Annotated in this window: 21 protein-coding genes; 10 read left to right on the plus strand and 11 right to left on the minus strand. The window is 68.7% G+C overall.

All coding sequences use genetic code 11. The annotated features are described in order from the left end of the window. Nucleotides 1-37 precede the first annotated feature (37 nt). Both ACFU5M_RS22865 and ACFU5M_RS22870 read right to left on the minus strand, forming a co-directional pair. A complete protein-coding gene (locus tag ACFU5M_RS22865; RefSeq protein ID WP_379052460.1) occupies nucleotides 38-382 on the minus strand; it encodes a hypothetical protein in 345 nt (114 codons plus the stop codon). Further along, on the minus strand, nucleotides 370-2,247 hold the full coding sequence (locus tag ACFU5M_RS22870; RefSeq protein WP_379052461.1) for a DNA cytosine methyltransferase: 1,878 nt from the start codon (nucleotides 2,245-2,247) through the stop codon (nucleotides 370-372). The genes ACFU5M_RS22865 and ACFU5M_RS22870 overlap by 13 nt, the downstream gene beginning before the upstream one ends. A 140-nt stretch (nucleotides 2,248-2,387) precedes the next feature. Here ACFU5M_RS22870 and ACFU5M_RS22875 point away from each other — a divergent pair, with 140 nt between their 5' ends. Then, nucleotides 2,388-2,717: a hypothetical protein gene (locus ACFU5M_RS22875; RefSeq protein ID WP_379052463.1), complete on the plus strand. Its 330-nt coding sequence runs from the start codon at nucleotides 2,388-2,390 to the stop codon at nucleotides 2,715-2,717. 73 nt (nucleotides 2,718-2,790) lie between these two features. Here ACFU5M_RS22875 and ACFU5M_RS22880 read toward each other — a convergent pair whose 3' ends face one another. Beyond that, nucleotides 2,791-3,036: a hypothetical protein gene (locus ACFU5M_RS22880; protein ID WP_379052464.1), complete on the minus strand. Its 246-nt coding sequence runs from the start codon at nucleotides 3,034-3,036 to the stop codon at nucleotides 2,791-2,793. A 319-nt stretch (nucleotides 3,037-3,355) separates the two neighbouring features. On the opposite strand from ACFU5M_RS22880, the gene mobF reads away from it, so the two are divergent. Then, nucleotides 3,356-8,062, plus strand: coding sequence for a MobF family relaxase (gene mobF, locus ACFU5M_RS22885; protein WP_379052487.1), 4,707 nt, complete (start codon nucleotides 3,356-3,358; stop codon nucleotides 8,060-8,062). A gap of 454 nt (nucleotides 8,063-8,516) precedes the next feature. On the opposite strand, the gene ACFU5M_RS22890 is transcribed toward mobF, so the two are convergent. Further along, nucleotides 8,517-10,364, minus strand: a complete 1,848-nt coding sequence (locus ACFU5M_RS22890; RefSeq protein WP_379052466.1) for a relaxase/mobilization nuclease domain-containing protein — start codon at nucleotides 10,362-10,364, stop codon at nucleotides 8,517-8,519. A 7-nt stretch (nucleotides 10,365-10,371) separates the two neighbouring features. Further along, on the minus strand, nucleotides 10,372-10,761 hold the full coding sequence (locus ACFU5M_RS22895) for a plasmid mobilization protein (RefSeq protein WP_379052467.1): 390 nt from the start codon (nucleotides 10,759-10,761) through the stop codon (nucleotides 10,372-10,374). Nucleotides 10,762-11,052: 291 nt separating this feature from the next. Here ACFU5M_RS22895 and ACFU5M_RS22900 point away from each other — a divergent pair, with 291 nt between their 5' ends. Further along, nucleotides 11,053-11,286 carry a hypothetical protein gene (locus ACFU5M_RS22900; RefSeq protein ID WP_379052468.1) on the plus strand — a complete coding sequence of 78 codons (234 nt, stop codon included), beginning with the start codon at nucleotides 11,053-11,055 and terminating at the stop codon, nucleotides 11,284-11,286. Between the two features lie 68 nt (nucleotides 11,287-11,354). Here ACFU5M_RS22900 and ACFU5M_RS22905 read toward each other — a convergent pair whose 3' ends face one another. Together ACFU5M_RS22905 and ACFU5M_RS22910 are read right to left on the minus strand one after the other, a co-directional pair. Next, nucleotides 11,355-13,190 (minus strand): hypothetical protein, encoded by a 1,836-nt coding sequence (locus tag ACFU5M_RS22905; RefSeq protein ID WP_379052469.1) that lies wholly within the window; start codon nucleotides 13,188-13,190, stop codon nucleotides 11,355-11,357. After that, the gene (locus tag ACFU5M_RS22910; RefSeq protein WP_379052470.1) at nucleotides 13,190-14,593 is read right to left on the minus strand and encodes a hypothetical protein; all 1,404 of its coding nucleotides are present in this window, start codon (nucleotides 14,591-14,593) and stop codon (nucleotides 13,190-13,192) included. The genes ACFU5M_RS22905 and ACFU5M_RS22910 overlap by 1 nt, the downstream gene beginning before the upstream one ends. A 442-nt stretch (nucleotides 14,594-15,035) precedes the next feature. On the opposite strand from ACFU5M_RS22910, the gene ACFU5M_RS22915 reads away from it, so the two are divergent. Next, nucleotides 15,036-15,833 carry a ParA family protein gene (locus tag ACFU5M_RS22915; protein ID WP_357811181.1) on the plus strand — a complete coding sequence of 266 codons (798 nt, stop codon included), beginning with the start codon at nucleotides 15,036-15,038 and terminating at the stop codon, nucleotides 15,831-15,833. 203 nt (nucleotides 15,834-16,036) lie between these two features. Beyond that, the gene (locus tag ACFU5M_RS22920) at nucleotides 16,037-16,216 is read left to right on the plus strand and encodes a hypothetical protein (RefSeq protein WP_357811178.1); all 180 of its coding nucleotides are present in this window, start codon (nucleotides 16,037-16,039) and stop codon (nucleotides 16,214-16,216) included. 86 nt (nucleotides 16,217-16,302) lie between these two features. Here ACFU5M_RS22920 and ACFU5M_RS22925 read toward each other — a convergent pair whose 3' ends face one another. From ACFU5M_RS22925 to ACFU5M_RS22940, 4 genes are all read right to left on the minus strand, one after another. Beyond that, nucleotides 16,303-17,409: a hypothetical protein gene (locus ACFU5M_RS22925; RefSeq protein ID WP_379052471.1), complete on the minus strand. Its 1,107-nt coding sequence runs from the start codon at nucleotides 17,407-17,409 to the stop codon at nucleotides 16,303-16,305. Between the two features lie 582 nt (nucleotides 17,410-17,991). Then, nucleotides 17,992-18,570: a cysteine hydrolase family protein gene (locus tag ACFU5M_RS22930; protein ID WP_379052473.1), complete on the minus strand. Its 579-nt coding sequence runs from the start codon at nucleotides 18,568-18,570 to the stop codon at nucleotides 17,992-17,994. Next, nucleotides 18,567-19,358, minus strand: a complete 792-nt coding sequence (locus ACFU5M_RS22935) for a hypothetical protein (RefSeq protein ID WP_379052475.1) — start codon at nucleotides 19,356-19,358, stop codon at nucleotides 18,567-18,569. Before ACFU5M_RS22935 ends, ACFU5M_RS22930 begins: the two co-directional genes overlap by 4 nt. A gap of 356 nt (nucleotides 19,359-19,714) precedes the next feature. Next, complete coding sequence (locus tag ACFU5M_RS22940; RefSeq protein WP_379052476.1) at nucleotides 19,715-20,092, minus strand: GntR family transcriptional regulator; 378 nt, start codon at nucleotides 20,090-20,092, stop codon at nucleotides 19,715-19,717. Between the two features lie 115 nt (nucleotides 20,093-20,207). On the opposite strand from ACFU5M_RS22940, the gene ACFU5M_RS22945 reads away from it, so the two are divergent. The 5 genes from ACFU5M_RS22945 to ACFU5M_RS22965 are packed head-to-tail and all read left to right on the plus strand — an operon-like array spanning nucleotide 20,208 to nucleotide 23,728. Then, entirely contained in the window at nucleotides 20,208-20,522 is a 315-nt protein-coding gene (locus ACFU5M_RS22945) for a hypothetical protein (RefSeq protein WP_379052478.1), read from the plus strand. Then, nucleotides 20,522-20,767 carry a hypothetical protein gene (locus tag ACFU5M_RS22950; RefSeq protein WP_379052480.1) on the plus strand — a complete coding sequence of 82 codons (246 nt, stop codon included), beginning with the start codon at nucleotides 20,522-20,524 and terminating at the stop codon, nucleotides 20,765-20,767. Before ACFU5M_RS22945 ends, ACFU5M_RS22950 begins: the two co-directional genes overlap by 1 nt. Further along, nucleotides 20,764-21,090: a WhiB family transcriptional regulator gene (locus ACFU5M_RS22955; RefSeq protein WP_379052482.1), complete on the plus strand. Its 327-nt coding sequence runs from the start codon at nucleotides 20,764-20,766 to the stop codon at nucleotides 21,088-21,090. Before ACFU5M_RS22950 ends, ACFU5M_RS22955 begins: the two co-directional genes overlap by 4 nt. After that, nucleotides 21,090-22,943, plus strand: coding sequence for a type IV secretory system conjugative DNA transfer family protein (locus ACFU5M_RS22960; RefSeq protein ID WP_379052483.1), 1,854 nt, complete (start codon nucleotides 21,090-21,092; stop codon nucleotides 22,941-22,943). The genes ACFU5M_RS22955 and ACFU5M_RS22960 overlap by 1 nt, the downstream gene beginning before the upstream one ends. After that, nucleotides 22,940-23,728, plus strand: a complete 789-nt coding sequence (locus ACFU5M_RS22965) for a DUF4913 domain-containing protein (RefSeq protein ID WP_379052485.1) — start codon at nucleotides 22,940-22,942, stop codon at nucleotides 23,726-23,728. The genes ACFU5M_RS22960 and ACFU5M_RS22965 overlap by 4 nt, the downstream gene beginning before the upstream one ends. The last annotated feature ends 568 nt before the right edge of the window (nucleotides 23,729-24,296 follow it).

Consider the following 24,296-nt stretch of genomic DNA (forward strand, 5'->3'; position numbering starts at 1 on the left):
CCTGAGCGAGGTCCGGGGCCGTTTCGCCGGCGCCTGGTCAGTCGAGGTACCGCCAGCGGATCCGGGTGACGAGCGTGTCCGGGGTGCAGCCGGTGTGGCTGCGGCAGAAGAACTCCACGAACGCCTCCGGCGTCATGTCCGGAAACCCTTCGGCCTCCACGTCGTCGGGACCGATGAGCGCCAGCCGCTCACGGCGCACATCGACGACTTCGACGTCGACGATGCGCACCAGCGGCTCGCCAGGCTTGCGGCCCATGACCTTGCGGCACAAGGTCAGCCGCGTGCCTGGCGTCAGCGTGAGCCAGCCCATCCGGCGGGTGACGGTCTTGCGGCGTTCGCGCACCGCGTCCTCGGTCAGGGAGACCGACATCAGCCTCGGCATGAGGTGCTCCTGCTCGTAGGGAATGCGATCGCCTCTGCGGTGTGCAGCACCGCACGCAGCCGTTGCCCGATCCAGGCACCGACCGCCGGGGAGACGGCGTTGCCGAATCCGTCGACCTGGTCGCGTGCGGTCCCCCAGACGACGAACTCGCCGGTGTGGCCGGGGAAGTCGGTGTCGAATCCGCAGCCGCGGCCCACTTCGTGGGCGGCCATCATGCGGAAGTAGCAGTCCTCCAGCGCGAGATCGGCCAGCGCAGCTCGCCATCCGGCGGTGAGCAGGCCGGTGGTATCGCGGGAGGTCAAGGTCCCGAACGGGTCGATGATCGGGTGTGGTGCGGTCTCGGTCCCCGAAGGCCCGTTCTGCTTGTACCAGCCGCCGAACAGCAGGGCCTGCGACGCGGACGCGGTGATGGTGCCCAGTGGGTCCGCGACCGGGTGGGCGCGGTACTTCGCTTCGTCGATGGCGCCGTTGTTCTTGATCACCCCGGCGGCGGTGAGCACGCCGGGTATCTGCTCGGAGGTGACAGTCGGCATCGCTTCGGCGTAGGTGGTCGGCAGCGTGTTCTTCCGGAACGGCACCACTCCCGTCGAGAGCAGACTCAGCGTCTGCGAGCCGCCCTGGGTGGGCAGCGGATCACCGGCAGCGCGCGGTGCGCCCTGGAAGTTGTTGACCGCGAGCAGCACCGCCTTCTCGTGGGTGGAGGTCACGGTGTCCATCGGGCGGCTCAAGTGCTGGCCGTCGCCGTTGTGGCGGTGCGCGGCGAACACGTGCCCGGTCGACAGCAGCGCGGTTTCCTGCTGGCTGGTCTGGGTGGCCAGGGGCTGGCTCAGGGCTCGTTCGGTGCCATGCACGCTCTTGGCGGGCATGAGGATCGCCGGGAATTCGGCGAACTTCGCTCGGCAGCGTTCCGCACGCGCCATCGTCGCGGGCCGCAATGGGCGCTTGCGGTCCCCGATCCGGGTGCCCAGGTTGGTGAGGTCCAGCGCGTGCAGTGACGGTGTCATCGTCGGCACGACCTCGCGGTGGCAGCGCGGGCACCGGTAGTTGTACTGGGTGCCGTAGCGGACCGCGCCGGTCGGCGGCACACCGGTCTTCCACGACCACACCGCTTCCACGACCTCGTCGCAGTGCCCGCACCGCGCCAACGGCCGATGATCCAGGTCCGGCGCCGGGAGACGGCGATCCCAGAAAACGATGTACAGCCGATCCCTGCTCTGCGGTACCCCGAAGAACATCGAGTTCAGATACAGAATCTTGTGCTCGTAGCCGAGGTTGCCGAACGCGCGCAGCCACCACCGGTACGTCGACCCGTCACCGACCTTGCGGCGGCCCGGAATCGCCGGACCCCATGAGGTGAGTTCGGTCGTGCACTCGACCAGGATCATGCGCGGACGATTCCGATCCGCGTAGTGCAGCACGCAATTGGCGGTCGCCCGGTCCCGCTCGGAGCGGGTCACGCGATCCTCGTAGTCGGGGTCGTCGAGGTCGAACAGGCTCACGCCCTGCTCGTAGGCCTTCTGCGTGTTCGCCTGACTGTGGTTCACACACGACACCCCCGCCACCAGCAGATCCGCGGCGGGCAGGTCCCTCGCAGAGTGATAGTCCGCCGCATCCGGATCGACGAGGTCGGCGATCCAATGCTGCGCGTGCGGGTGGTTCGCCTCGTGGACATCGACTTTGTAGGTGTTGTGGTTGGCCGCCAGGATCGTGGTGAATCCGGCCATCTCGATTCCCCTGGTCAGGCCACCGAACCCCGAGAACAGGTCCACCGCGACCAGATCGTCGTGGCGGAACCGGCGACGACGAGTCGCGGGCCGATGTGTAGCGGTGCGCGGCCGCGTCCTGGTCGAGTCACGTCGGGACATGAACCCCTCCTTGCAGTTTCAAAACTGTGCAGTAATAAAACTGTACAGTGTGGCTCGGCGAGCTGCTACAGTTTTGACACTGCAACCTGTCCTAGACTCGTCGGCGATGCCGTGAAGCCCTGACAGAAAGCGACTTCCGAATGCCGCCCGACCCCACCCGAACCCGGCCGGTCGAAGACCTCGACCTGGCGGACCGATCCGCGCAGATCCGCCAGGCCCGCGCCGGCGGCGAGCAGCTCCCCGCCGGCCGTCTCCTCGGCCTGCCGGAACTGCCGGACGGGGACATGTGGGTCGACATCGCCGGGGTCGAGGCGATCACCGAAATCCCCTCGCGCACCGTCACCGGCTGGTTGGCGCGCGGCGGCCCGAAAAAGGCCCCCTTCCCCGCCCCCCACCGCATCCTGTATCGCCTCTACTGGCCGCTGTCGGTCCTCGAGACCTGGCACGAGGACTACGCGCGCGGAGCCTGACCGGCCACGCGCCACGACATAAGAACAGACGGAAGAGGTCCCACACTGGCATGCGGGCCTCTTCTCGCCCCGGTCAGATCAGGATCACCAGCACGACGAACACGAGCAACACCAGGAGCGCTCGTGGTACCCACCAGAACGTGCTGCGGCGGAACGGGGTCAGGTCGATCACGCCCTCCCGTTCCAGCTGAAGCAGGCGCCCCGCCGCCCACATCCTCTCCGGTGTGATCGCGGGCGGCTGTGGCCGCCGGTACGGGCAGTAGGGCGTCTCGTGCCATCCGAGCATGCAGTTCGTGCACTCGAACCGGTATTGAGTCATCCCGCCGCACCTCCCCTTCCCTCCGGTGCTCGACCGCGAGCGGTCGCGCACCGTCTCGGTGTGGTGTGAGCGTAGTGGTGAGGCGCCGGAGCCGTTGGTAACTCACACCACCGCGCCTACCTCCAACCCACCATTCCACCGCAAGCCACACCCGCACGCCTCAACCCAAACCCACTTCAACCAGCGCACTTCCACCCAACTGCGCTACGCTCTACCCACATCCCTCGAACACATGTTCACACCTTTTGCATTCTTGGGCACACCGGCTGTGTGTGGTCTGACCTGCAACGTCCGATTCTTCCGTACCGTCGGTTATGTGATGTCTCCGCACAGGCTCAGCGCGGACGCTGGTGTCGACTACTACACGAGATGCGTTGCGGTGCACGACGGCCACGAGCGGGGCCGCGCCAGCCTGTCGGACTACTACTCCGATCGCGGTGAAGTGCCTGGGATCTGGCTGGGTTCGGGGCTGGTCGCGTTCGACGACATCACCGCCGGAGACACAGTCGACGAAGAGCAGATGACCGCCCTGTATCGGGAGGGGCGTCATCCGAACGCGGAGGCGATCATCGCTGCCCGCCTTGCGTCCGGCGACTCCGCGGCCGCCGCTCGCAAGGCCGCACAGTTGGGGCGTCCGTTCTACCGGTTCAAGGTGCCGGAGGGCAGCTTTCGGCATGTCGTCGCGGAGGCGCTGACCGCGTGGAATGTCGCGGCGGGTCAGCCTGAGGACGCGCCCGTGCCGAAGGAGGTGAGGGAGGAGATCCGCACCCGGGTGGGCCGGGAGATGTTCGCCCAGGAGCACAGTCGGGAACCGCGTGACGGGCCGGAGCTGACCGACTGGATGGCTCGGCATTCTCGTCCGGAGCGCCGGGCCGTCGCCGGTTTCGACCTGACGTTCTCGGCGGCCAAGTCGGTGTCGGCGGTGTGGGCGTTGGCGCCACGGGAGATCGCCGAGAAGATCGAGGCCGCGCACGCCGCCGCCATCGCCGACGCGTTGGCCTACCTTGAAAAGCACGGCTGCTACACAAGGTTGGGCACCGACGGGGTCCGGCAGGTCGACACCGAGGGCATGATCGCGACCGCGTTCCTGCACCGCGATTCCCGCGCCGGTGACCCGAACCTGCACACCCACGTCGTGGTGTCCAACAAGGTCCGCACTCTGGACGGACGCTGGCGGGCCCTCGACGGCCGCATGGTCTACCAGCATGCCGTCACCGCCAGCGAGATCTACAACGCCCGCCTCGAGCAGCACCTGGGCGACGCGATCGGCGTCCGGTTCACCGACCGGCCCGCCCGCGACCCCAACAAGCGGCCGGTCCGCGAGATCGCCGGTGTCGCTGCTGAACTGATCGAGCTGTGGTCGCAGCGCTCGACCATGATCCGCGCCGAACTCGCGACCCTGACCAGGCAGTTCCAGGCCAAGCACGGGCGGGCGCCGATTCCGGCGGAGGTGTGGAAGCTCGCCCAGGTGGCCACGCTCTCCACCCGGGCCCGCAAGCACGAACCCCGCGCCCTGGGCGAGCAGCGCGACACCTGGGAGCGGGAAGCGGTGGGGCTGCTCGGCTCCCGTCACGCGGTCGAGGAGCTGCTCACCGACACCCTCGCACCCGGCAGCCTCCAACTGGCGGATGTCGATGAGGCGTGGATCGCCCAGACCGCGCGGCGCGTGGTCGACACCGTCGCCGGGCACCGCGCGACCTGGAAGCTCAACCACATTCGCGCCGAGACCGAGCGCCAGCTGCGCGGCCAGGTCAGCACCCGGCAGTGGGCGCAGGTGGCTGAGCGAGTCGTCAAGGTGGCGCTGGCCGAGCCGTGCTCGATCCCGCGCGGTGTCCCGGATCCGGTGCCCGCGGTCGGTGTGCTGCGCCGCCGTGACGGCACCAGCGTCTACACCACCGCCGACTCCACCCTCTACACCGCCCGCGCGATCGTGGACGCCGAACAGCGGCTGATCGCCGCCGCCCAGCTCGACGGCGGCCGCACCATCCCGGCCGCGGCGGTGCAGCTGGCGCTGGTGGAGTTCGCCGCCAACAACCACGGCCGCACCCTCAACCCTGGACAGCGCGCGCTCGTCGAGGGATTCGCTACTTCCGGTGCGCGCCTGCAGGTCGCGATCGCCCCGGCCGGAACCGGGAAAACGACCGCGATGCAGGTGCTGACCCGCGCGTGGACCAGCGAGGGCGGCATCGTGCTCGGTCTGGCGCCGACTGCTGCGGCCGCCGCGGTGCTGGGTGAGGAGATCCATGCTCCGACCGCGACGATCGACATGCTCACCACCCTCATCGACGACCCCATCGCGATCTTCGAACCCGACTCACCGGCCTGGCTGCGGCAGATTGATCACCGCACGTTGGTGATCATCGACGAGGCCGCGAAAGCCTCCACCCGCCAACTCGACACCGCCATACGGTTCCTGCTCGCCCGTGGCGCCAGCGTCCGCGCGATCGGCGACGACCAGCAGCTGGCGGCCGTTGCCGCCGGCGGCGTGATCCGCGACATCGCCCACGCCACCGGAGCCCTCACCCTGACCCAGGTCATGCGGTTCACCGATCCCGGTGAGCGCGCGGCCAGTCTCGCGCTGCGCGAGGGCGATCCGGCCGCGATCGCGCACTACGTCGACCACGACCGCGTCCACGTCGGCACCATCGGCACCGTCATCGAGGACGCCTTCCAGGCGTGGGCCGCCGACACCGCCGCCGGCCGCGACGCGGTGCTGCTGGCACCCACCCGCGACCTGGTCACCGAGCTGAACACCCGGGCCCGCGACGCCCGCCTGGCCCGCGACCCTGCCGCCCACGTCCGGAGGGAGGTCACGCTCGGGGACGGGCTGGCCGCCAGCGTCGGCGACATCATCACCACCCGCAAGAACGCCTACCGGATGCGGATATCCGCCACCGACCACGTCCGCAACGGCTACCGCTGGAGGGTGCGAGCCGTGCACGCCGACGGACGGATCACCGCCGCGCACATCGGATCCGGGCGGCTGATCACCCTGCCCGAGGACTACGTCGCCGACTACACCACCCTCGGCTACGCCACCACCATCGACGCCGCCCAAGGCCTCACCGTCGACACCGCGCACACCGTGCTGGTCGGCGGCGAGTCCCGCCAGCAGGCCTACGTCGCGCTCACCCGCGGCCGCCACGAAAACCACCTGTACGTCGCGACCGCCCACGACGGCGAGGACACCGCACCCGAAACCCTCGACGCGCTCCACCCGTCGACCGCCCTCGACGTGCTCACCGGCATCCTCGGCCGCGACGGCGCCCAGGTCTCCGCCACCACCGCCCAACGCCACGCCGAAGACCCCCGCGCCCAGCTCGCCCACGCCGCCCGCGCCTACACCGACGCGATCAGTGTGGTCACCCAACAGCGCACCGACCCCACCGCGCTGGAGCGCATCGACGCCGCGGCCGAACAACTCGCGCCGGGCCTCACCAGCGAGCCCGCCTACCCGACACTGCGCAAGCAGCTCTCGACCCTCGCGGTGGCCGGAAACGACCCCGTCGCCGTCCTCACCGAAGCGGTCACGCGCCACCAACTCGACACCGCCAACGACCGCGCCGCCGTCCTGAGCTGGCGCATTGACCTGACCAGCAACCGCGACGGCGCCGCCGACCCGTTGCCGTGGCTGCCCACCGTGCCCGCCGGCCTACTGGCCGACCCGGAATACGGCGAGCACCTGCGTACCAGAGCGCAGCAGATCACCGACCTGGTCGCCCAGATCGACACCACCGCACGAGCCTGGACCACCACTTCGGCGCCGATGTGGGCCAAACCCCTCATCGACACCAAACCGGACCTGCTGTCCTCGCTCACCATCTGGCGCGCCGTCCACGACATCCCCGACAACGATCGCCGCCTCACCGGACCCGAACAACTACCCGGCACCCTCGCCCATCAATCCCAAGCGGGCTTCCACTACGAGCTCGCCCGCGTCCTGGGCGACCGCGACACCGACACACGGCGCTGGCACGCGACCGCGACCGCGCTGGATCTACGGCTGACCGAAGACCCGTACTGGCCGGTGCTGGCCACCGAGCTGACCCGCGCCGCCGCAACCGGTCTCGACGTCCCCACCACCCTGCGCGCCGCGCACGAACAACGACCGCTGCCTCTCGAGCAGCCCGCGGCCGCGCTGCGCTGGCGCATGGCTGAGCACCTCGACGACGGCCACGACCGCGAATTCGTCGACCTCATCGCCGAATTCCGCAGCCAGGAACTGCGGGCACTGCGTGATGCCGCCCTCGCCCGTGAGGTCACCAGGCGCCACAACCACCTGCGGTACACCAACGTGCAGGTCGGACCCGACCGGCTCACCCTTGCCCTCCGAGCTCGCGAGCAGCTGATCGAGGACCACCGCCGCCGCGATGACCAAGCCGCCGACATCCGCACCGCCCAAGCCCTCGAACGTCAGAACACCGAACACACTCGCGACGAAGCCGCCGCGCGTGCCGCCTGGCGAACAGCACGCGACGATGCCGCGGCCCTGCGGTGGTGGCACAGCCGCCAAACCCGTCTCGAGCGCGAGCAGGCCGCCTCCGACGCTGAAGAAGCGCTCAACCAGGCCGCCGACCGCCGCGACGCCACCCGCGCGCAACTCAGCGAAGTGCGCGCCCGCATCGGTGCGCACGAATCCCTCTGGCCTCGCCTGCTCACCGAAGCCACCGACACCGCCGCGCGCAACAACGCCCTCGCCGACGCCGACCGCGAGATCGCCGCCGGCCAACACGACCGCGACCGCGCCGACGCATACCGCGCGCAGCAACGCGCCTGGGCTCAAGCCCCCGTCGACGAACAGCACCGCCGCGCCGAGCTTCCACCCGACCAGCTCGAACGGGAAAACCGTGCCCGCAACGAGATCCACGCCCAAGACAACCCTCTGCCTACCCGCAAGGAAATCGCCCAGCAGCGCGCCGAACAACGACGCCAGCAGCGTGAGGCCGAGCGGCAACGCCAGCGCGAGCGATGGGATACCCCGATCTTCGACAACAGCCCTTCCCGCGACACCGGCTACAGCCTGTAAGGCGCCGGGTCGCCCCGCCCAGGCTGCCGCGCCCTCCCTCGCGGGAGGGCTTGCCACACATCTCCGATCGCGACGCAGGTCAGAACGGGATGATCCGGGAGCAAGCTATAGAGATCGATTATCTAAGTGGTGACGACGGTGCGATGCCGACTTCGGTGGCAAGCGAGCGAAGCTCGTGCGGCAGCACCTCCCAAGGCGACCAGCACGCCCCACCGCAGCATCCGCCCCCTCCCGGCGGCCGCCGCCATTCCTCCCCCATTCCTCCCCGAATCCGGTGTTCTTCTTCGGTGTTTCCGTCCCGGCCCGAACTGGTTTCTCGACCACCCTTGAACCAGGTACGCAGATCGAGGGTGGTCGGGAAATCGGGAGCTTGCGCACGAAGGTGCGGGCCGGGACGGAAACACCGCAGCTCACCGAGCTGCCAGGGGTGGAGTAGCCCCTGGATTACCCCCGTCTACCGCTCGAATCCGCGGTCGCGGTGAGGCGCTGGCGGCGGCTTGCGGCGGTTGTTGGACTGTCCCGGGTTGGGTGGTGTCGGTGTCTGCGTTTGCCCGGTCGCACGCCGGACCGCCTGCGGGGCCGGTGCGGTCACGCGGCGGGGCTGGACTTCCTGCACGATCTGCCCGCGCTCGTCGTAGCTCACGCGCCCGGTGGCCGACAGCGCGATCCGGCGCGCGTTCCAGCCGTCGTATGCGTCTGTGATCTCGGCTTCGGTCGCGTCGCGGTCACCACCGGCCAGGACACGCTCAGCGCGTTTGGTCGCCGCCCACGCTGGTGACCCGTAGTTGCCGATGTGGGGCTTGCTCGGATCCAGACCGGCCGCGCGCATGTGGATCTCGGTCAACGCCTGCTTGGCTTCGACGAGCATCGACGCCGCGGTGCGGGCGCGGTCGGTGGCCTCCAGCATCTGCCCGACCGCCAGCAGGCAGTCCACCATCGCCTCGACCAATGCGACGTTGCTCGCCTGCGGAGACTTTGCCGCCCACACCATCCGCGCCACATGACGCAGGCCGGACCCGTGAACACCCCACGGGCGCCGCTGATTCGCAGGCTGCTGCCCCGCTCGCGCGAGCTGGCGTGACAGCGTGTGCAGCGGTCCAGGGCGTTTCTCGGTCTGCACCGACAGCGCCGCGAAAAGGCCGGCCGATTGCGACGCCAGCTTCGCCCACGCGTCGCGATCTTCGGACGGGATCTCGCGCGCGTACTGCCCGAACCGCGCCAGCTCCACAATGGCCTGCTGCTCGCTCATCCGCGAGTCGATCCCGCTGACGCCGCCGCGCCCCTGATGGCTTGCGGCGGTGATGGCACGCCACTCGGCCAGCGCTTCCTCGCGCGCCTCGAACGACCGATCCCAGCTCGCCCACACGCGGATGTCGGGCAGCGTCAAGTCTTTCGCCAGCCGCCCGCCACCATATTCGATCGACTTCTCGCGCTTGCCGTCCCGGTTCGTGCGCGGCGGCAACGCCACCTTGTACCCGATGACCTCGTCCATCCCACCCGCAGCGAAGCGCGGGCTGATGATGATGCCCGCGGCTCGGACCTCCCGGATCCACTCCGCCTCACTCGACGAGGCCACCGCAAGGGCACGCACTCGACGCTCCAGCGCTTCCCGATCGGTTTCCGGAACGCCGAGACGTTCGGCGCGGGCCCGCTCAGCAGGTTTGGTGGCCCGCTCCGCGCCGCCCTCCTCCCGCGAGGCCAGCACCCGCAGCCCGTACTTGTGCTCCAGCTTGTTGCACGCGTCCTGCGCCCGCAGGAAGTCCAGATACCGGTCCGCGAGGCTGCCGTCCGGCAGCACCACGCCCATCGCCACATGAATGTGGTCACCACCGGACTCGTTGAGCCCGTGATGCATCGCCGCCCATCGCGCGTCCGGCACACCATCGCTGCGGCCGGTGAACCCCATCAACCGCATGAAGTCGTTCGCGATCCCGCGCCACGTCTCATCCGACAGCTGCCCCTCGCTCGCATCCAGCGTCAGCGAGCAATGCCAGGTGTTGTGGTCGCTGGTGGCCTGCTCGTAGGCGGCCTTGCGATCCATGCCCTGAGCGATCAACGCCTTCGCCTGCTTGTGGTCGGTCACCAACACCGGCGCCCCACGCAACAACGTCTGGCGCGGACTATCCAGCAGCCGCGCCAACTCCACCGCCTGCGCCTGGGTGATCCGACCGGCGTAGACGGCCATCGTCACCACATCACCGGCCAGCACTCGCTGATCACGGTGTTCGTTCTTGCGCCCCGGACCCGCGAGGTACCACAGCAGCTGCCGCATATACGAGCCCTTGCGGATGTTCGGGATCACGACGGCATCACCCGTCCAAATCGGCGGCGGCCCACTCGTTGTCCACGTCCAGGTCCTCCTCGGCGATCGACACCGCCGACACCGCCGGAGCCAACCCCATCACCCACCGCGCCAACGCATCCAACTGCAACGACGCCCGCGTCGCCGCAACCACCGCCACCGCGATCCCCTCCGCCAGCTCACGGTTCTGATGGGAGTACCGCACCAGCTGATTCAGGTTGTTCATCGCCCCCCGCACCTGATCATCGAGTTCCAGCACCCGCAGCGCCGCATGCGCCCGCCCGACCTCCGTGCTCTGCCCGCCCAGCGTGGTCTCCACCAACAGCCGCGGCACGCTCATCCCCGCCGCCTCCGCCCGTGCGGTCAACTCCGCCTGCTCGGCATCCGACAGCTTCACCACCTGTCGGTGTGGTCTGCCCCCAGGCACATTCGCCGCGCGCACGCGCCTCGCCTGTGCCTGCCGATTCGGCGACTCCCCTGCCATCCGCAGCCCTCCTCCAGCCCAGCGCAGCGACCACCCGAAACCGGGTGGGGTGCACGATTAGTGCACCTAAAACTTAGCTCGCTACCGCGAGTTCTGTTCCAGGATAACCCGATCCGCTCGGAATCCCGGACCGACCGAAACGGGACCGCACCGCGCGGCCGATTCCGATGCGGCAGGGCAGGTCTCGCGGCTACCGTCGCGGGCATGGCTGCATCGCATGGGGAGCGCGCCGACGAGCTGGCGGCGCAGGCGAATCGAGAACTCGAAAAGGCGCTCGCGTCGAGCGTGGACCTGTTGGACGGCGGGTGGGCCACCTACGCCGGAACCGGCCGGGAGGCCGCCGATCGGGTCATGTGGGAGCGGGTGCGAGCGCTCCAGGCGCAAGCGCAGATCCACGCGACCCTGGCCCTCAACAACACCGCCTACCTGCGCGGGTAGTGTTCTGACACGACGAGACCCCGGCGGCTACCTTCCGCCGGGGTCTCGTCTTCTGTTTGGAGCTGGTGCTACTTCCGCAGTTCGATCACCCGGGCGCCCGTGCCCGCGTGGCGCTTGGCGTCGTCCTCCAGCCAGTTGCGCACCGAGGTGAAGCCGATCTTCAGGTCCCGCGCGATCCGGCTCGCCCCGTGCTCGGGGTGCTCGTCGTGACGGGCCAGCACGTGCGCGATCTGCTCGGCTGAGGAGCGTGCTCCGGTCGAGCGGCGCACCTCGTGCGCCCGGTTCCACACCGCCGCGGTGATTCCGGCCGGCGGTGCTCCGTGGGTCTCTGCGGGGTGCTCCGTAGCACCGGTCTGGGTGCTACGCGGGGTGCTCCGTTCAGCGCGAGCGTGCTCCGTAGCAACCCGGCGGTGCTCTGCGGGCTGCTCCGCAAGGCGATGCGCAACAGCGGAAGTGCTCCGCAGGGTGCTCCGCACGGGCACCGGAGTGCTCCGCTGGCTGCTCCGTAGAGGGGCCGGACTGCTCGGTTCGTGCTCCGCAGGCTGCTGCGTAGCAGTCGCCGGGCGCTCCGTAGCAGGGTGCTCCGTAGCGGTGCTCTGCTGCTCGGTGACCCGCGTAGCAAGGTTCTGCGCGGGCTGCCGGACCGGCGCGGTCTCCTCGGCACCTGACTGGCCTGCCACGGGCTCTACCAGCCTCTCAGCGGTCGCAGGCGTGGTCTTGGTGTCGTCCGGCTCGACTGCACGGGACGCGGTTTCCGGCGCGCTGGCCGGGGTGCTGCGCTGCTCGGCAGGGTGCTCCGTAGCCGGAGGGGTGCTCAGTTCGTGCTCTGCACGGTGCTCCGCAGACTGCTCCGTAGCAATGCTCTGCTGCTCCGCAGAGTGCTCCGTAGCAGCCGGGGCGCTCTGCTCAGCGGGCTGGGTGCTCCGCACGGATACCGGGGTGCTCTGTTCGTGCTCCACAGCAGCAACCATCGGGCGCTGCGGAGCAGGTGCTCCGTTCGGGTGCTCCGTAGCGATGCTCCATCCGCCGGGCTGCTCCGCTCCGCGCTGCTCCGCGACGGGCTTGGTGGCCGGTTGCGCGACGCGGCTGAGTTCGGCCAGGCGGTCGTTGATGTCGTCATCGGCGGGCACCTCCGCCGACGCGACCGCGATGGCGGCGCCGAGTCGCTTGGACACCGCGTCCTGAGCGACCAAGGCGACGCCGATCATGATCGGCGCGACCGCGTGCACCGCGGCGTCGAACCAGGCGTGCACACGCAGGTACGGGTAGGTGTTCAACGTGATGGTCGCCGCCAGCAGCACCGCCTCGGTCCACCGGATCAGGGTCTCGCCTTCGGTGATCTTCCAGCGGGCCACCGCGTTGCCGGACACCATGAACACCACCAGCACGGTGGAGATCAAGCCTTCGAGCAGGTAGCTGGCCCAGTACAGCGGGTCGGTGGCGCCGCCGGGTGCGACGTTGTGCTGCACGTTGACCGCTGACCACACCATCGCGGCGGCCACGACGCCGGCCAAGGCGCGGCCGGACCACTTCTTGATGCGGTACAGGTTCGCCAGCTGCGCGTGCGGGCTGGCCTGGCGCCGCTGCTCCGCCAACGCGCGGCGGGCGGTCACCAAGTCCTGGGCATCCGCGCGCAGGATCTCCGCGTGCGCGCGACGCACCTGCTCCGCGGTCGACTCGGCGGTCTCGACCTGCGCGAGGCGTTCCAGGCGTTCGTGCTCGCGGATCCGCTCTGCCACCGCGCGATTGGCCGCGAGCTCCGCCTCCGACAGTGCTGCGGTCAGAGCCGGGTCGGCCTGGTGCGCCAGCCGTTCCCGCGCGGTACGCACCCGATCGGGCAGGGCACCGACGACCAGGCTGTCGCCATCAGGGGGTGTGGTTCGGGGTTTCAAGCGAGAGAACATCAGCGGGAACCTTTCTCGGTGGTGGTCGCGGCGTCGAGAGCGCGTTGCAGGGCGTCGAGCTGGGTGGTGTGGGCGGCTTGAATGCGGGCGATTTCGGCGGCGTGGTCGGTGCGCAGCTGCTCACGGTCAGCGCGGGCCTCGCCGCGGGCGCTGATCAGTTCTTCACGCAGGCGACCGATCTCGGTGCGATCGGCGGCGGCCTGGGCCTTCGCTTCCTCGCGGATGGTGTCGACCTGGGCGCGCAGGTCTTCTCGTTCGCTGCGGGCCTGCTCGCGCACCTGAGCGAGATCGGTACGCAACCGGTCGGCCTCGGTGCGGGCATCGGCGGCGGCCTGTTCGGCGACGGCTTGGGCGGACGCGGCGCGGACGCGGGCCTGCTCGGCTTCGTCGCGGGTGTCGTTGGCTTGGGTGATCTGCAGGGCCGCATCGTGCTCGACGCGGTCGATGCGCTCGGCTGCCGCGCGTTCGGCGGCGGCGATGCGTTCGGCTGATTCTGCCTCCACCGCGGCGATCCGGGAAGCCGATTCGCTTCGCACCTGCTCGACCTCGGCGCGCGCGGCGTCGACGAGAGCCTGATACTCGGCTATCCGCGCGTCCCGCTCGGCCTGCGCCTCGGTGACCCGGGCGGCGGCGTCCCGCTCGGCTTGCTCGGCGCGAGCGTGCGCGGCTTGCTCGGCTGCCGCGATTCGGGCATCGGCATCGCTGCGCGCCTGCTGAGCCTCGCCGCGGGCCGCATCGACCGCGGCCTGATGCTCAGCGATACGGACGTCAGCCTCGGCCAGGCGTTCATCTCGCTCAGCGAGGGCGTCCAGCGCTGCGCCCTCGGCAAGCTCCTTGTCCTCCAGGGCCCGGTCACGTTCGCGGCGGGCGGCGATGGCCTCGGCCTCGACCTCGGCCGCTGCGGCGCGAGCGGCGTCGACCTCGGCTTGGGCCTCGGCGCGGATACGGGTCACCTCCGCAACCGCGGCATCCGGATCCCCGGCGGTGGCCACGATCTCGGCGACACGGTCGACCAGCTCGGTCTGCTGGCGGCGGTGGGCGGTGGTGACAATCTCCCACTGCGCCAACAGTTCCGACAGGCTCGCACGCGCCGACGTCACCGGCCGCGGCGCCGGACGCTGAGCCTTCGGCGTGGCACCGCCGGCGGCCTCCAGCTGCAGCTCACGTCGGCGCTGGAACGCCGTCGCACGGTCGTGGCGCCGCCGCTCCCCGTCCGGATCGACATGGAACTCCCCGCAGTATTCCGACCTCCGACCCCGGCCCGGCGAGGCGGGCGGCAGCGGGTGCCCAGCCACCACCCAATCCCCGGTCGCGGCGTCATAGTCGACCGGGAACTGGCATACGCGCTGCTCAGCGGCAGCATCGCCCCCGGTCTCCCCCGGGGCCGTCTCTGAATTCGTCACCCCTCAATCCTACCATATCCGTTTATGTTTATAGTTTTTACGTTGAAGTTTTACGTTTTAACAGAAACTAAATTCCGCCTGATGTCGCTCGCCGGTCGCTGACCGATGCGAGGGTGACGACCTGGGCGTTCGCGGAACGCCGATTGGTGTACCTGGGGTTTTCGGGGCTATCGGCTCCCTCCATCGGCCTATAGGCGGTGTGGTCCATATGGTGGATATTGGCCATATGGCAGATACCTGGAGTACGGGCGGTATGGGTATCGGTATGGCGTAGGGGACAGTTCACGCGGGTCGTGCCTGGTCGGCGCCTCGCCAGTAGGGGCGTATACGCCATATGGGCCATGTATGACCTGGTCAGCGGTGTTTCCTACGCGCCATATGGGCTGTACGGCCGGTAGGGTGCCGTGGTGTCCACGCTTCTCAGCTGCCCAGGATGGTTCGAATGACGGTTACCGCGGTGATGAATCTCAAGGGCGGGCCGGGCAAGACCACGCTGGTCAACGGTCTCGCGCACGCGGCCGCCGCCCGGGATGAGGACGTCCTCGTCGGTGATGTCGACCCGCAGGGCAACACAACCAGCCACCTCACCGGCCACAACGCCCGCAACCTTCCGCCGACGGGCACGCTCGCCGATGTCCTGGACCGGCGGGTGAACCGGCCGCTGGAGGAAATCGTCATCCCGGCGAAGACCAGGGATCGGATCTTCGTCGCGCCGAGCGGGTTCGAGGAGATGCAGGAAGTCCAGGACACGCTGCTGGGCCAGACCGGCGGGGAGCTGTCGGTGCGCCGGGCGTTCCGGGAGGCACGCAAGAACGGCCGGGTGCTGTTCGACTGCCGCCCCGCGGTCGACCTGATCACCCGCGCCGCGATGCTCGCCTCCGAGAACGTCCTGATCGTCGTGGCGCCCGAGTTCGACCACATCGAAGGCATGATCTCGGTGTTCGGTGCGATCAACGACCTCTACGAGTTCGCCGATCACGAGCTGAGGGTCGCCGGTGTGGTCATCAACCTGATGGATTCGACACGCAAGGACCACGCCGAGAACGTCGACTACATCCGCCAGTACTGCGCCAACGCTGGCGTGCCCGTCCTGGGCCAGCCGATCCCGCAGCTGGCCGATATCTCCCGGCTCACCAACGCGGGCCTCGGAATGGACCAGCACCCCCGCCAGACCGCCCGCACACGGTGGCTGGCAGACAACTTCGCCACCATCCTCGACGGCATCGACAAGGAGGCATGATGACGATCCCAAAGCCCGAGCTGCCGGAACCGGCATCGGCCCCCGCACCGAGACGCAACCCATTCGGTCCCCGCAACCCACCGCCGCCGCCCGAACCCGAAGAGCCGCAGCCCACGGACCATAGGGGCCATATGGGCAATAGGGACAGTAAGCAGCCGCGGCGCCCGAAAAGGCCGGCGGACACGACCGACATCCTGCTGTCGGTGCCGACCGAGCTGAGCGAACGCCTGGAATCGGTGCTGGCCTACACCTACCCGCACACCGGAGTGAAGACCAAGCAGCAGTTCATCCGCGCCGCGATCGCACGGGCCTGCGCCGAACACGAAGCACGATTCAACGACGGCGACCCGTGGCCACCGGTCCCCAAACCCAAGACCCCGTAGGGGCCATATGGGCAATAGGGAGTAGGGGTCGCCATAGAACTCGCTCCCGCACGCGCGTAGGGAGCTCTTTCCCCAGGGAAAGGGGCTCATTCCCGCCGAACCTTGCGGGCCAGCTCGCGGCGGGCGGCCGCGGCGGCGGCACGATCGGCGGCTGCCGCGCTGATAGACCGCTGCCCAGCGGCGGCCGCGATCGCGAGCGCTGCGGCGCGGCCCGGGGAATCCGGCGCGGCAACGACTTTGGCCATGGCTTCGGCGCGGCGCTGCTCGTTCTCCGCCCGCTGGCGAGTCTGGTGCTCCAGCTCGAGGCACGCTTCTCGGGCACGGTCCAGCAGCATCGGCGGTTCGTCGACCGGTGTCGAGCTGAGCAGGTAGGCCAGGTAGGCGTAGGGGTCGCGGGGCCGGTCGAAGATTCGGCGGCCCGACAGGTACACCTCGTCGAGGGCGGCGTGCACGTCGTCGGCCTGCCACCCGGCCAGCGCTCGGCGTGTCAGCACGGCCGCCAACCCCTGGACCCCTAGCTGCCGTACCCACAGCGGATTTCGGGCGTCAGCGCGGACTCTGGCCCCCAGTAGCAGGGCTCTGGAGTCGTACGAGCGGACCTTCTTGCGCCGCCCCTTCTCGTCCTGGCCGCGCGTAGCGCGTCCTTTCATCACGTTCTGTGGTGGAGAAACTACTTTTGGGCGTGAGAGAAAACGCGTACCGGAGCTTTGCCCCGGTGGGGTGCCAAAACCCTGGTGGAGCAAGGTTTCGACGGCTTCGTTATCCACAGGCAGAGTGGATGATTCGTGCAGTGCGGACACGGCGGCCCAGCCGCGGGCACGGTCTCCGCGCCGCCAGGAGTCCAGCCGCTCGAGGCGGGTGCGTTGGCGTCCACGGAACACCACCGTGCGGGTACCGAGTGCTTTGGTGAGGCGGCGGCAGCGGTGGATCGTCGATTCACTGCGCAGGGTCACGGCCTGCAGCTGGTCGATGGTGACCCGGGAGTTGCGGCCGGTCGCATAGTCAGCGCCGCCGGACTCGGCGATGAGGTAGTTCGCGAACGTGCGCCGGCCGACCGAGTCCACCTTCTCCTCGGCGCGCAGCTGCGCGTAGTGCTCGTCGTAGAGCGCGAGGTTGTGCGCGATCCACCGCTCACGCGACCACCAGCACGCCGGGACTGCGTTGTAGACGTCCTCAGCCAACTCAAGGCGCAAGGGAGGCAGCGGGAAGAGCCCAGCCACCAACGCAGGACTATTCCGGCGGCGTGTTGGCCGGAGAGCACAGTATTTCCGCAGGCCAGGCGGGGTGTAAGAATCGTTACTACGGACAAGGGTGTGTTCACGTGCCCCTGAATCAGCGCGTGCGTTACCCTGAGACCTGTCGTGCAAAGACATGATCCCTTCGGGGAGCGGTGCCCTCGGTGTGCAAGACCGGGGGCATTTCCGCGTTTATGAGGTTGTGTGGTTCGGGCAGCCTGCCCGCTCAGGTCGGGTCAGCTACGCGCATTCCTTCCGAGTCACGTCGAGGTCCAGTGCTTCTTGGCTGGCTATGTCAGTCTCCGGCAGACCCAGTTCCCGCCGGAGCGCTCGCTCGAAGAACTCTCGCTTCGTAAGCCCGCGCTCCCGGATCGCCTGATCACAGGCATCCAGAAGGTCAATGGACAAGCGGACACCGGACAGCTTGGAGGGGGGCATGGACACGGGTCTAGCCATGGCGGTTAACGCTAACGAGTGGTCGGGGAAAGTCTCGCCGACACGCCGCAGCGGATTCCACATGAATCTTGGGAATCTCCGACTTCACGCGACGGTGGCCTTGTCGATCAGGTCTCGAACGTCAGCTGCATCCAGGAGCTGACGGACGCCGACCAGGCGAGAGATATGGAGCAAGGCTGAGTCGTGGATTTCCTGTGCAGAGTGTCGGGTTGCGTTGGAAGCGACGGCATCTCGGATGACCCATGGGGCGTAGCCCAGTTCGAAGGCGTCAAGGGCAGTCTTGAGAACGCAGGCGTCTGTTGCGATTCCGCAGATAATCAGGTCCGTGACTTCCAGCTTCCGAAGCAGCTCTATTCCCTCGGCAGTCAGGGCGGTGTAGACGGTCTTGTCCAGGGTGTAGGCATTTGCCCTGGTTGTCAGTGGTGTGAGGTCGTCGACGATGTCGGTCTCGGGTGGCCCGTAAAGCGCACGCCACCCGATCAGCTTCTCCCAAGGGGAGCCCTCGTAGTTCCAGTACCGCGTGAAGATTGTTGGGCGCCCGGTCTCGGCCCACCGAGTAGCCAGATCAGCGATCACGGGTACGGCGTGGGCCGAATGCTGGTTGACGAAGCCGTTCTGTGCGTCGACGACCAGGAGAACCGAATTTTCGATGGACGGGGTCATTTCCCAGCCTCCTTGAGTGCTTCCATTGCCAGGCTCATCTGGCCGGGTAGTCCGCTGGTGGAGACGATGGCGGCGCGCATCTGCTGGTGTTGGCCTGTCTCCTGTGGGCGCGGCGTCAGCAGGACAGAGCGGGCGGCTCGCAGGAACGCGTAGCCGTAGCGGGAGCAGACCTCGGGATCTTGGCCGGCCTCGACCTGTTCGTTGATGTGTGCGGTGAGCGCCCAGATGGCCTGGAGGCCGATCTCAAAGTTGACGAGGTCGCCTTCAGGGAGAGCGCGAAGCGGGTCGTGCGGGTGGTAGACGACGCCGGACCAACTCGCCCAGGCGCTGGAGACTCCGGGAGCGCCAAAAGATTTCATCTCGGGCGGCTGGTAACCAGCTGTCAGGAGTTCGTGCTCCACACGTTCCCCGGTGACCTGTGCGGCAGCAGCGTCGCTCAGCTCGCGGTCGACGAGGACCCGCGGCGCGCAGATGAGCCGTAGACCGGTTTCAAGCGTGGTGCCAAGCCAGGGTGCCGAGTAGACCCAGTAGAGGCTGAGTACGTAGGCAGCGTCTATGCGGGAGCCGACCAGACTGCTCAACACCTGCCCGGCCCACTCCAAGTTCTCGGAGTAGGAGCGATACCGCCAAAGTGCCAACGTGGTCACGTCGGGGACATCGAGATCCTCGACGAGATGAATGATGGCGGTGCCCCACGGCCAGATGGTCAGGGTGGCCTCGCCATCGACATCGGGAAGCGGCATTGCCCAGCAGGAGGTTTTGCCGAGGTAGCCCACCACTTCGGTCATTTGGAGACGGTCGCTGAGTTCGCTTGCCGCCGCAGTGTTGCCGATGCGCGCCGCTATGAACTTGTGCGAGCGGACTCCGAGACGAGCACCTGCCGTGGGTACGAGTGCGCCTACGGCGACCAGCACATCACCGGGTGGGGTCGTCGCGGTCTCCCAGGAGGCAATGTGCCCGGCCTCTATCGCCCTGCCCAGCACGGCGCTGAGAGCTTCGGCGAAGGCTGTTGGAGACATTCCCGCTGAGGAGCGAGCAATTGCGATGCGGTTTCTCGCGATAGCTGCGTAGTCGGGGTGATAGCTCGAACGGCGAGTATGCAGGCCAGTGACAGTTCCGGGGCTTCGGGGGAGTCGACTGACACTCACCCTGCCTCCTTCACCGACTTGCGCGGCGCAGGAGCGGGGTACTCAAGCCCCATGTTGGCGTAGACGTCCATCATCTGAGTTTCCAGGCGTGCTACGCGTTCTCGGAGGTCTTCGAGCTCATCCTCGTGGGACTGCTGTTCCGGTTCGGCCGCGGCGCGGACGAAGCTCCCCACGCCGTGAAACGTCTCGATCAATCCATCGTTTCGGAGTTCGTCGACTGCTCGATCCACCGTATTGAGCGCGACGCCCCACTGTTCCATGAGGCTCGCCTTCGTTGGGATGCGGTCCCCAGGGGAGTACTCGCCGCTGGTTATGCGGCTGCGCAGATCATCTGCGATCTGCAGGTAGCGAGGTCGGCCAGGTTTCGTGCTCACCACCTAAGAGTAAGTCCCCGTGAGTCACCTACGTCAACTGATAGACACCATTGACTCAACTAGGTGACGCTGATTCACTTAAGTGACTGGCTGGAATCAGCGAAAGGGGAAGTTCATGGCAATCAAGCAGTCCGAGAGGTGGACTCCGGCGATCTGGCGGCGCGCGGCCTCGCTGGCGATCCCGGCGGTGCTCGAAGTCCGCGGGCACATGGTCAGCGAGGAGACCGCCCACCACGCCGACTACGTCGGCCAGGACCGATGGGTCGTCGATTACCTGCCGGGCCGTCAGCTGACATGGGAGCAGGCGCGGGCGGCGATGCGGATCGCGGTGGCGCCCGACCGGATCGAGGTCGAACGGTGGGCGAACCTCCTGGGCCTGACCGCTGCCGAGGCCAGGGGTTTCGCGGCGCTGCCTGTGGGGGTGGCGTGATGGTGCGCGAGCGAGTGGTCGACGTGGTGATCCCGGTCGTGCCGGACTCCGGCGGCAATGGGATCGGTGTGGTCGGTGCGATGGCCAGCCTGTTCGGTGCGGTCGTTGTTCTCGCTGGCATCACCTGTGTGGTCGTGTCCTGCACCGACTTCGGGCCTGGCAGCACGATCCCGACCGGCAACGGATGCGCCCCGTTCTGCACCGCGACCGTGACCGCGACTCCGGGTGCGGGGGTGGCGCGATGACCAGCACCAACCTGCTCGGTCCGGTGGTCTACCGCGATCGTGCGTGCAACGGGATCGACCAGGACGTGTTCTTCCCGCATGCCTCGCGGCCGAAGGAGATTCGGCGCGCTCAGGAGATTTGCGGGCGCTGCCCGCGGTTGGCCGAGTGCGCGGAGTGGGCGGCTCCGCTGGTGCGCTCGGGTGCTCTGTCCGACTGCGTGATCGCGGCGGTGAAGGTACCGGCCGCCCACTCCAACTCCAACAGACGCCGCCGCCGCGACGCGGCCGCCGATCAGCTGGAGGCCGTCGCCGCCAGCACCACCCAGATTGAGGGGGCAGCCTGATGGACCGCAGTGTCAAAGACCCTGGTAAGGGCGATTCTTCGGAGTGGAAAGAGCTGATCGCGGTTTCGGCGGCCATTGGTGCCGGTGAGGCGGTCGGCGTATCGATGCGGGTTGGTGAGGCCCTCTACGCCGACACCCCGCAGGACATCCCGTGGAACCCGCTGTCGCTGGCACTCAACTTGGCGACGGGTCATCTGGAGTGGACCGGCGCGGACACCGGCGGCGCGGTCACGCTCGTGGCCGGTGCCGCCGTTGGCGTGGGCCTGGCGACGCTGGGCTACCGCAAGGTGTGCGCGAAGTGCCGTGCGCTGGCCTGGCGGCGCAAGCGGTCTCGTGAGCGGATCGATTCGCAGGCCCGGTGGATGGCGCGTGGGCGGGAGCTGGCCGACATGCGCCGCGAGGCGATCCTCAAGGACGCCACGACCAAGCTGAAAGTCCAGCTTGGCGAGGGTGATTCCCCGGGCGTGACGATCGGGCGTGGGGTGGCCGACAAGGCGATGCTCTACGCCTCCTACGAGGATCTGCACCTGGACATTTGGGGGCCGCGCTCGGGCAAGACCACCAGCCGCGTGATCCCGGCGGTGATGGAGGCCATCGGCGCGGTGGTCGCCACCAGCAACAAGCGTGACGTCGTCGACGCCACCCGCGCGGCCCGCTCCACCGGCGGCCGCCAGGTGCACGTGTTCGACCCGCAGGGTGTGGCTGATGAACCGTGCACCTGGTTCTGGGATCCGATCGCGTGGGTGCTGGGTGACGACGACGGCGCGGGCGCGCAGGAACGCGCGGCGGAGCTGGCCGGCCATTTCGCCGCCGGTACCAGCGACAGCGACCGCCGTGATGCGTTCTTCGAGCCCGAGGGCGAGGACCTGCTGGCGGGGCTGTTCCTGGCCGCCGCGTTGGCCAAGCAGCCGATCACCCAGGCGTTCGAGTGGGTGACCGCAGAGGACGACAAGGCGCCGATCGACATCTGCAAGAAGGGCGGATTCCGGCTGGTCGCGGCGTCGCTGTCGGCGCAGTACTACGCGCCGGAGAAGCAGCGCGCGGGCGTGTTCGGCACGGCCAAGAAGATGGCGTCCTGCTTGAAGTACTCGCGCATCCACCCGTGGGTGTGCCCGCCGCAGCAGGGTGAGCGCCCGCGTACCGAGTTCGACGCCGCGGAGTTCGTGAAGTCCAAGGACACGCTGTATCCGCTGTCGAAGGAGGGCAAGGGCTCTGCGGGGCCGCTGGTCACCGCTTTGTGCGCGGCGGTCGCTGCGGCGGCGGAGCGGGAGGGCACCCGCCACGGCGGGCGGTTGCCGGTGCCGTTGCTGATCGTGCTGGACGAGGCCGCCAACATCGTGCGCTGGGCCGATCTTCCCAAGCAGTACAGCCACTTCGGTTCTCGCGGTGTGGTCGTCATGACGATCCTGCAGTCGTGGGCCCAGGGCGTGCGCTGCTGGGGGCATGAGGGCATGACCGCGCTGTGGTCGGCGGCCAACATCAAGACCCTCGGTGCGGGCCTGGACGACGCCTCCTTCTTGCGGGATCGCGCGGAGCTGATCGGCTCTCATCACGAGCTGACCACTTCGGTGTCCAAGGGCCAGGGCGGGCGCTCGACCTCGACCAGCCGCACCACCGAGCCCACCTTGTACGCCAGCGAGATCGCGGCCATGCCCAAGGGGCGGCTGCTGGTGTTCGCCTCGGGGCACCGCCCGACGCTCGCGGCGACTGTCCCGTGGTGGGACCGCCCGTACGCGGCCGAGATCCAGGCCGCGCTCGACGAACTCGAACACTCCCACACCACTGCTGAGGGCGAGCGCCCGCGTCTGCGCATCGTGCCGCCTCACACCGATGAAGAAGGGAAGACGGCATGACCGCCACCGTGAACGACACCCAGACCACCACCGAGGCAACCGAGGCCGCCGAGACCGTCGAGGCGGCCGAGCAGGTGGTGCCGCAGATGGATCTGGGGCAGTTGCCGAACGCGGCGGTCCGCAAAGCGGTCCTCGCGCAGATCAACGCGCAGGCCAAGGACATCGCCGACGGTGTGGTCGCCGAGCTGCTGACCCCGGAAGTCATCGCCGGGATGCGGGAGACCGCGATCCTCGAAGCGCAGGCCGCACTCGAACCGGCCGCCGAACCCGAACCGGAGCCGGAACCCGAACCGGAGCCCGAACCGGAACCGGTGGAGGAGAAGCCGCAGCGGAAGTTGCATTTCCGCACGTTGGACGCGTTCGTCACCGGCTACATCGCGCACGTGTTCCGCCGCGAGGTCACCGCGACCGGCAGCGAGAAGAAGACGCGGTGGTGCCCGCGCTGGTGGGACCACGGCGAGGCCGTCGCGGTGTTCGACGCGCTGTGGAGCGCGTTCGAGCACCTGCGGCTGGGTGAGACCGACGAGATGTCCACGTTCCTGCTCACCCACGCCTACCCCGCGCTGGACCGGATCTTCGCCCTCGACGGTCCTTTCCAGTTCTGCTCGGTGGAACGCGGCCACTCGACGAAGCTGGTGGCGCTGCCGACGATCCTGGCGCCGGAGGGCATGTTCGAAGACGGCCACGCCCACGATGAACCGGCCGGGACGACGAGCGCTTCGGGGCTGATCGTGCCCGCACCGCCGATCGGGCGCCGCGAATTCGTCGTGAGCTTCCCCGAATGAGTGCCCCGGCACGCCACGGCCCTGCGGGGTCGTGGGAGCGGGTCACCGAGGCCCTGGAACGGGCGGTCGGGCCGGGCCGCCCCGCCGGGTCCTGGGTCAAATACTGCTGCCCGGTACACGAAGCCGACGGCCGCGGGCACCGCCCGAGCCTGGGCGCGAAGTACATCCGCGACATGGGCCGCACGAAAGTCCGCTGCTATGCGGGCTGCTCGGATGAGCAGGTCCTCGAAGCGGTCGGCCTGCGGGTCAAGGACCTCTACGACGCCCCGCTCGAACGCGGCCGCCACCGCGGGCGTGCTCGCACACTACGCTCGCGGCCGCGTCCGCAGCGGGTCTCGCGTGCTGATCAGGCCCTCGGTGCGGCGGGTCTGCCGCTGGTGCAGCCCAAGCGGCCGGATCTGGGTGCGCAGACCTCGCCGTGGAAGCGGGTCGCGGTCTACCCGTACTTGCGCGCCGACGGCACCGTCGCGGGGGGGGGGGGGGGGCAGGCATCCCCCAAACACCCCCGCCCCCGCCAACGAAATAAGCACACACCGTGGTACCACCCCCCCCACCCCCCCGAGGGCGG

The organism is Nocardia sp. NPDC057455 (assembly GCF_042802775.1).
Lineage (GTDB): Bacteria > Actinomycetota > Actinomycetes > Mycobacteriales > Mycobacteriaceae > Nocardia.

Excerpts from the sequence above, each read along its gene's own strand:
- ACFU5M_RS22945 (WP_379052478.1), top strand. The coding sequence starts at position 20,208 with ATGGCAATCAAGCAGTCCGAGAGGTGGACTCCGGCGATCTGGCGGCGC.
- ACFU5M_RS22930 (WP_379052473.1), bottom strand. The coding sequence starts at position 18,570 with ATGACCCCGTCCATCGAAAATTCGGTTCTCCTGGTCGTCGACGCACAG.
- ACFU5M_RS22950 (WP_379052480.1), top strand. The coding sequence starts at position 20,522 with ATGGTGCGCGAGCGAGTGGTCGACGTGGTGATCCCGGTCGTGCCGGAC.
- ACFU5M_RS22935 (WP_379052475.1), bottom strand. The coding sequence starts at position 19,358 with ATGACCGAAGTGGTGGGCTACCTCGGCAAAACCTCCTGCTGGGCAATG.
- ACFU5M_RS22900 (WP_379052468.1), top strand. The coding sequence starts at position 11,053 with ATGGCTGCATCGCATGGGGAGCGCGCCGACGAGCTGGCGGCGCAGGCG.
- mobF (WP_379052487.1), top strand. The coding sequence starts at position 3,356 with ATGTCTCCGCACAGGCTCAGCGCGGACGCTGGTGTCGACTACTACACG.
- ACFU5M_RS22875 (WP_379052463.1), top strand. The coding sequence starts at position 2,388 with ATGCCGCCCGACCCCACCCGAACCCGGCCGGTCGAAGACCTCGACCTG.
- ACFU5M_RS22955 (WP_379052482.1), top strand. The coding sequence starts at position 20,764 with ATGACCAGCACCAACCTGCTCGGTCCGGTGGTCTACCGCGATCGTGCG.
- ACFU5M_RS22870 (WP_379052461.1), bottom strand. The coding sequence starts at position 2,247 with ATGTCCCGACGTGACTCGACCAGGACGCGGCCGCGCACCGCTACACAT.
- ACFU5M_RS22915 (WP_357811181.1), top strand. The coding sequence starts at position 15,036 with ATGACGGTTACCGCGGTGATGAATCTCAAGGGCGGGCCGGGCAAGACC.
- ACFU5M_RS22960 (WP_379052483.1), top strand. The coding sequence starts at position 21,090 with ATGGACCGCAGTGTCAAAGACCCTGGTAAGGGCGATTCTTCGGAGTGG.
- ACFU5M_RS22905 (WP_379052469.1), bottom strand. The coding sequence starts at position 13,190 with ATGTTCTCTCGCTTGAAACCCCGAACCACACCCCCTGATGGCGACAGC.
- ACFU5M_RS22880 (WP_379052464.1), bottom strand. The coding sequence starts at position 3,036 with ATGACTCAATACCGGTTCGAGTGCACGAACTGCATGCTCGGATGGCAC.
- ACFU5M_RS22865 (WP_379052460.1), bottom strand. The coding sequence starts at position 382 with ATGCCGAGGCTGATGTCGGTCTCCCTGACCGAGGACGCGGTGCGCGAA.
- ACFU5M_RS22965 (WP_379052485.1), top strand. The coding sequence starts at position 22,940 with ATGACCGCCACCGTGAACGACACCCAGACCACCACCGAGGCAACCGAG.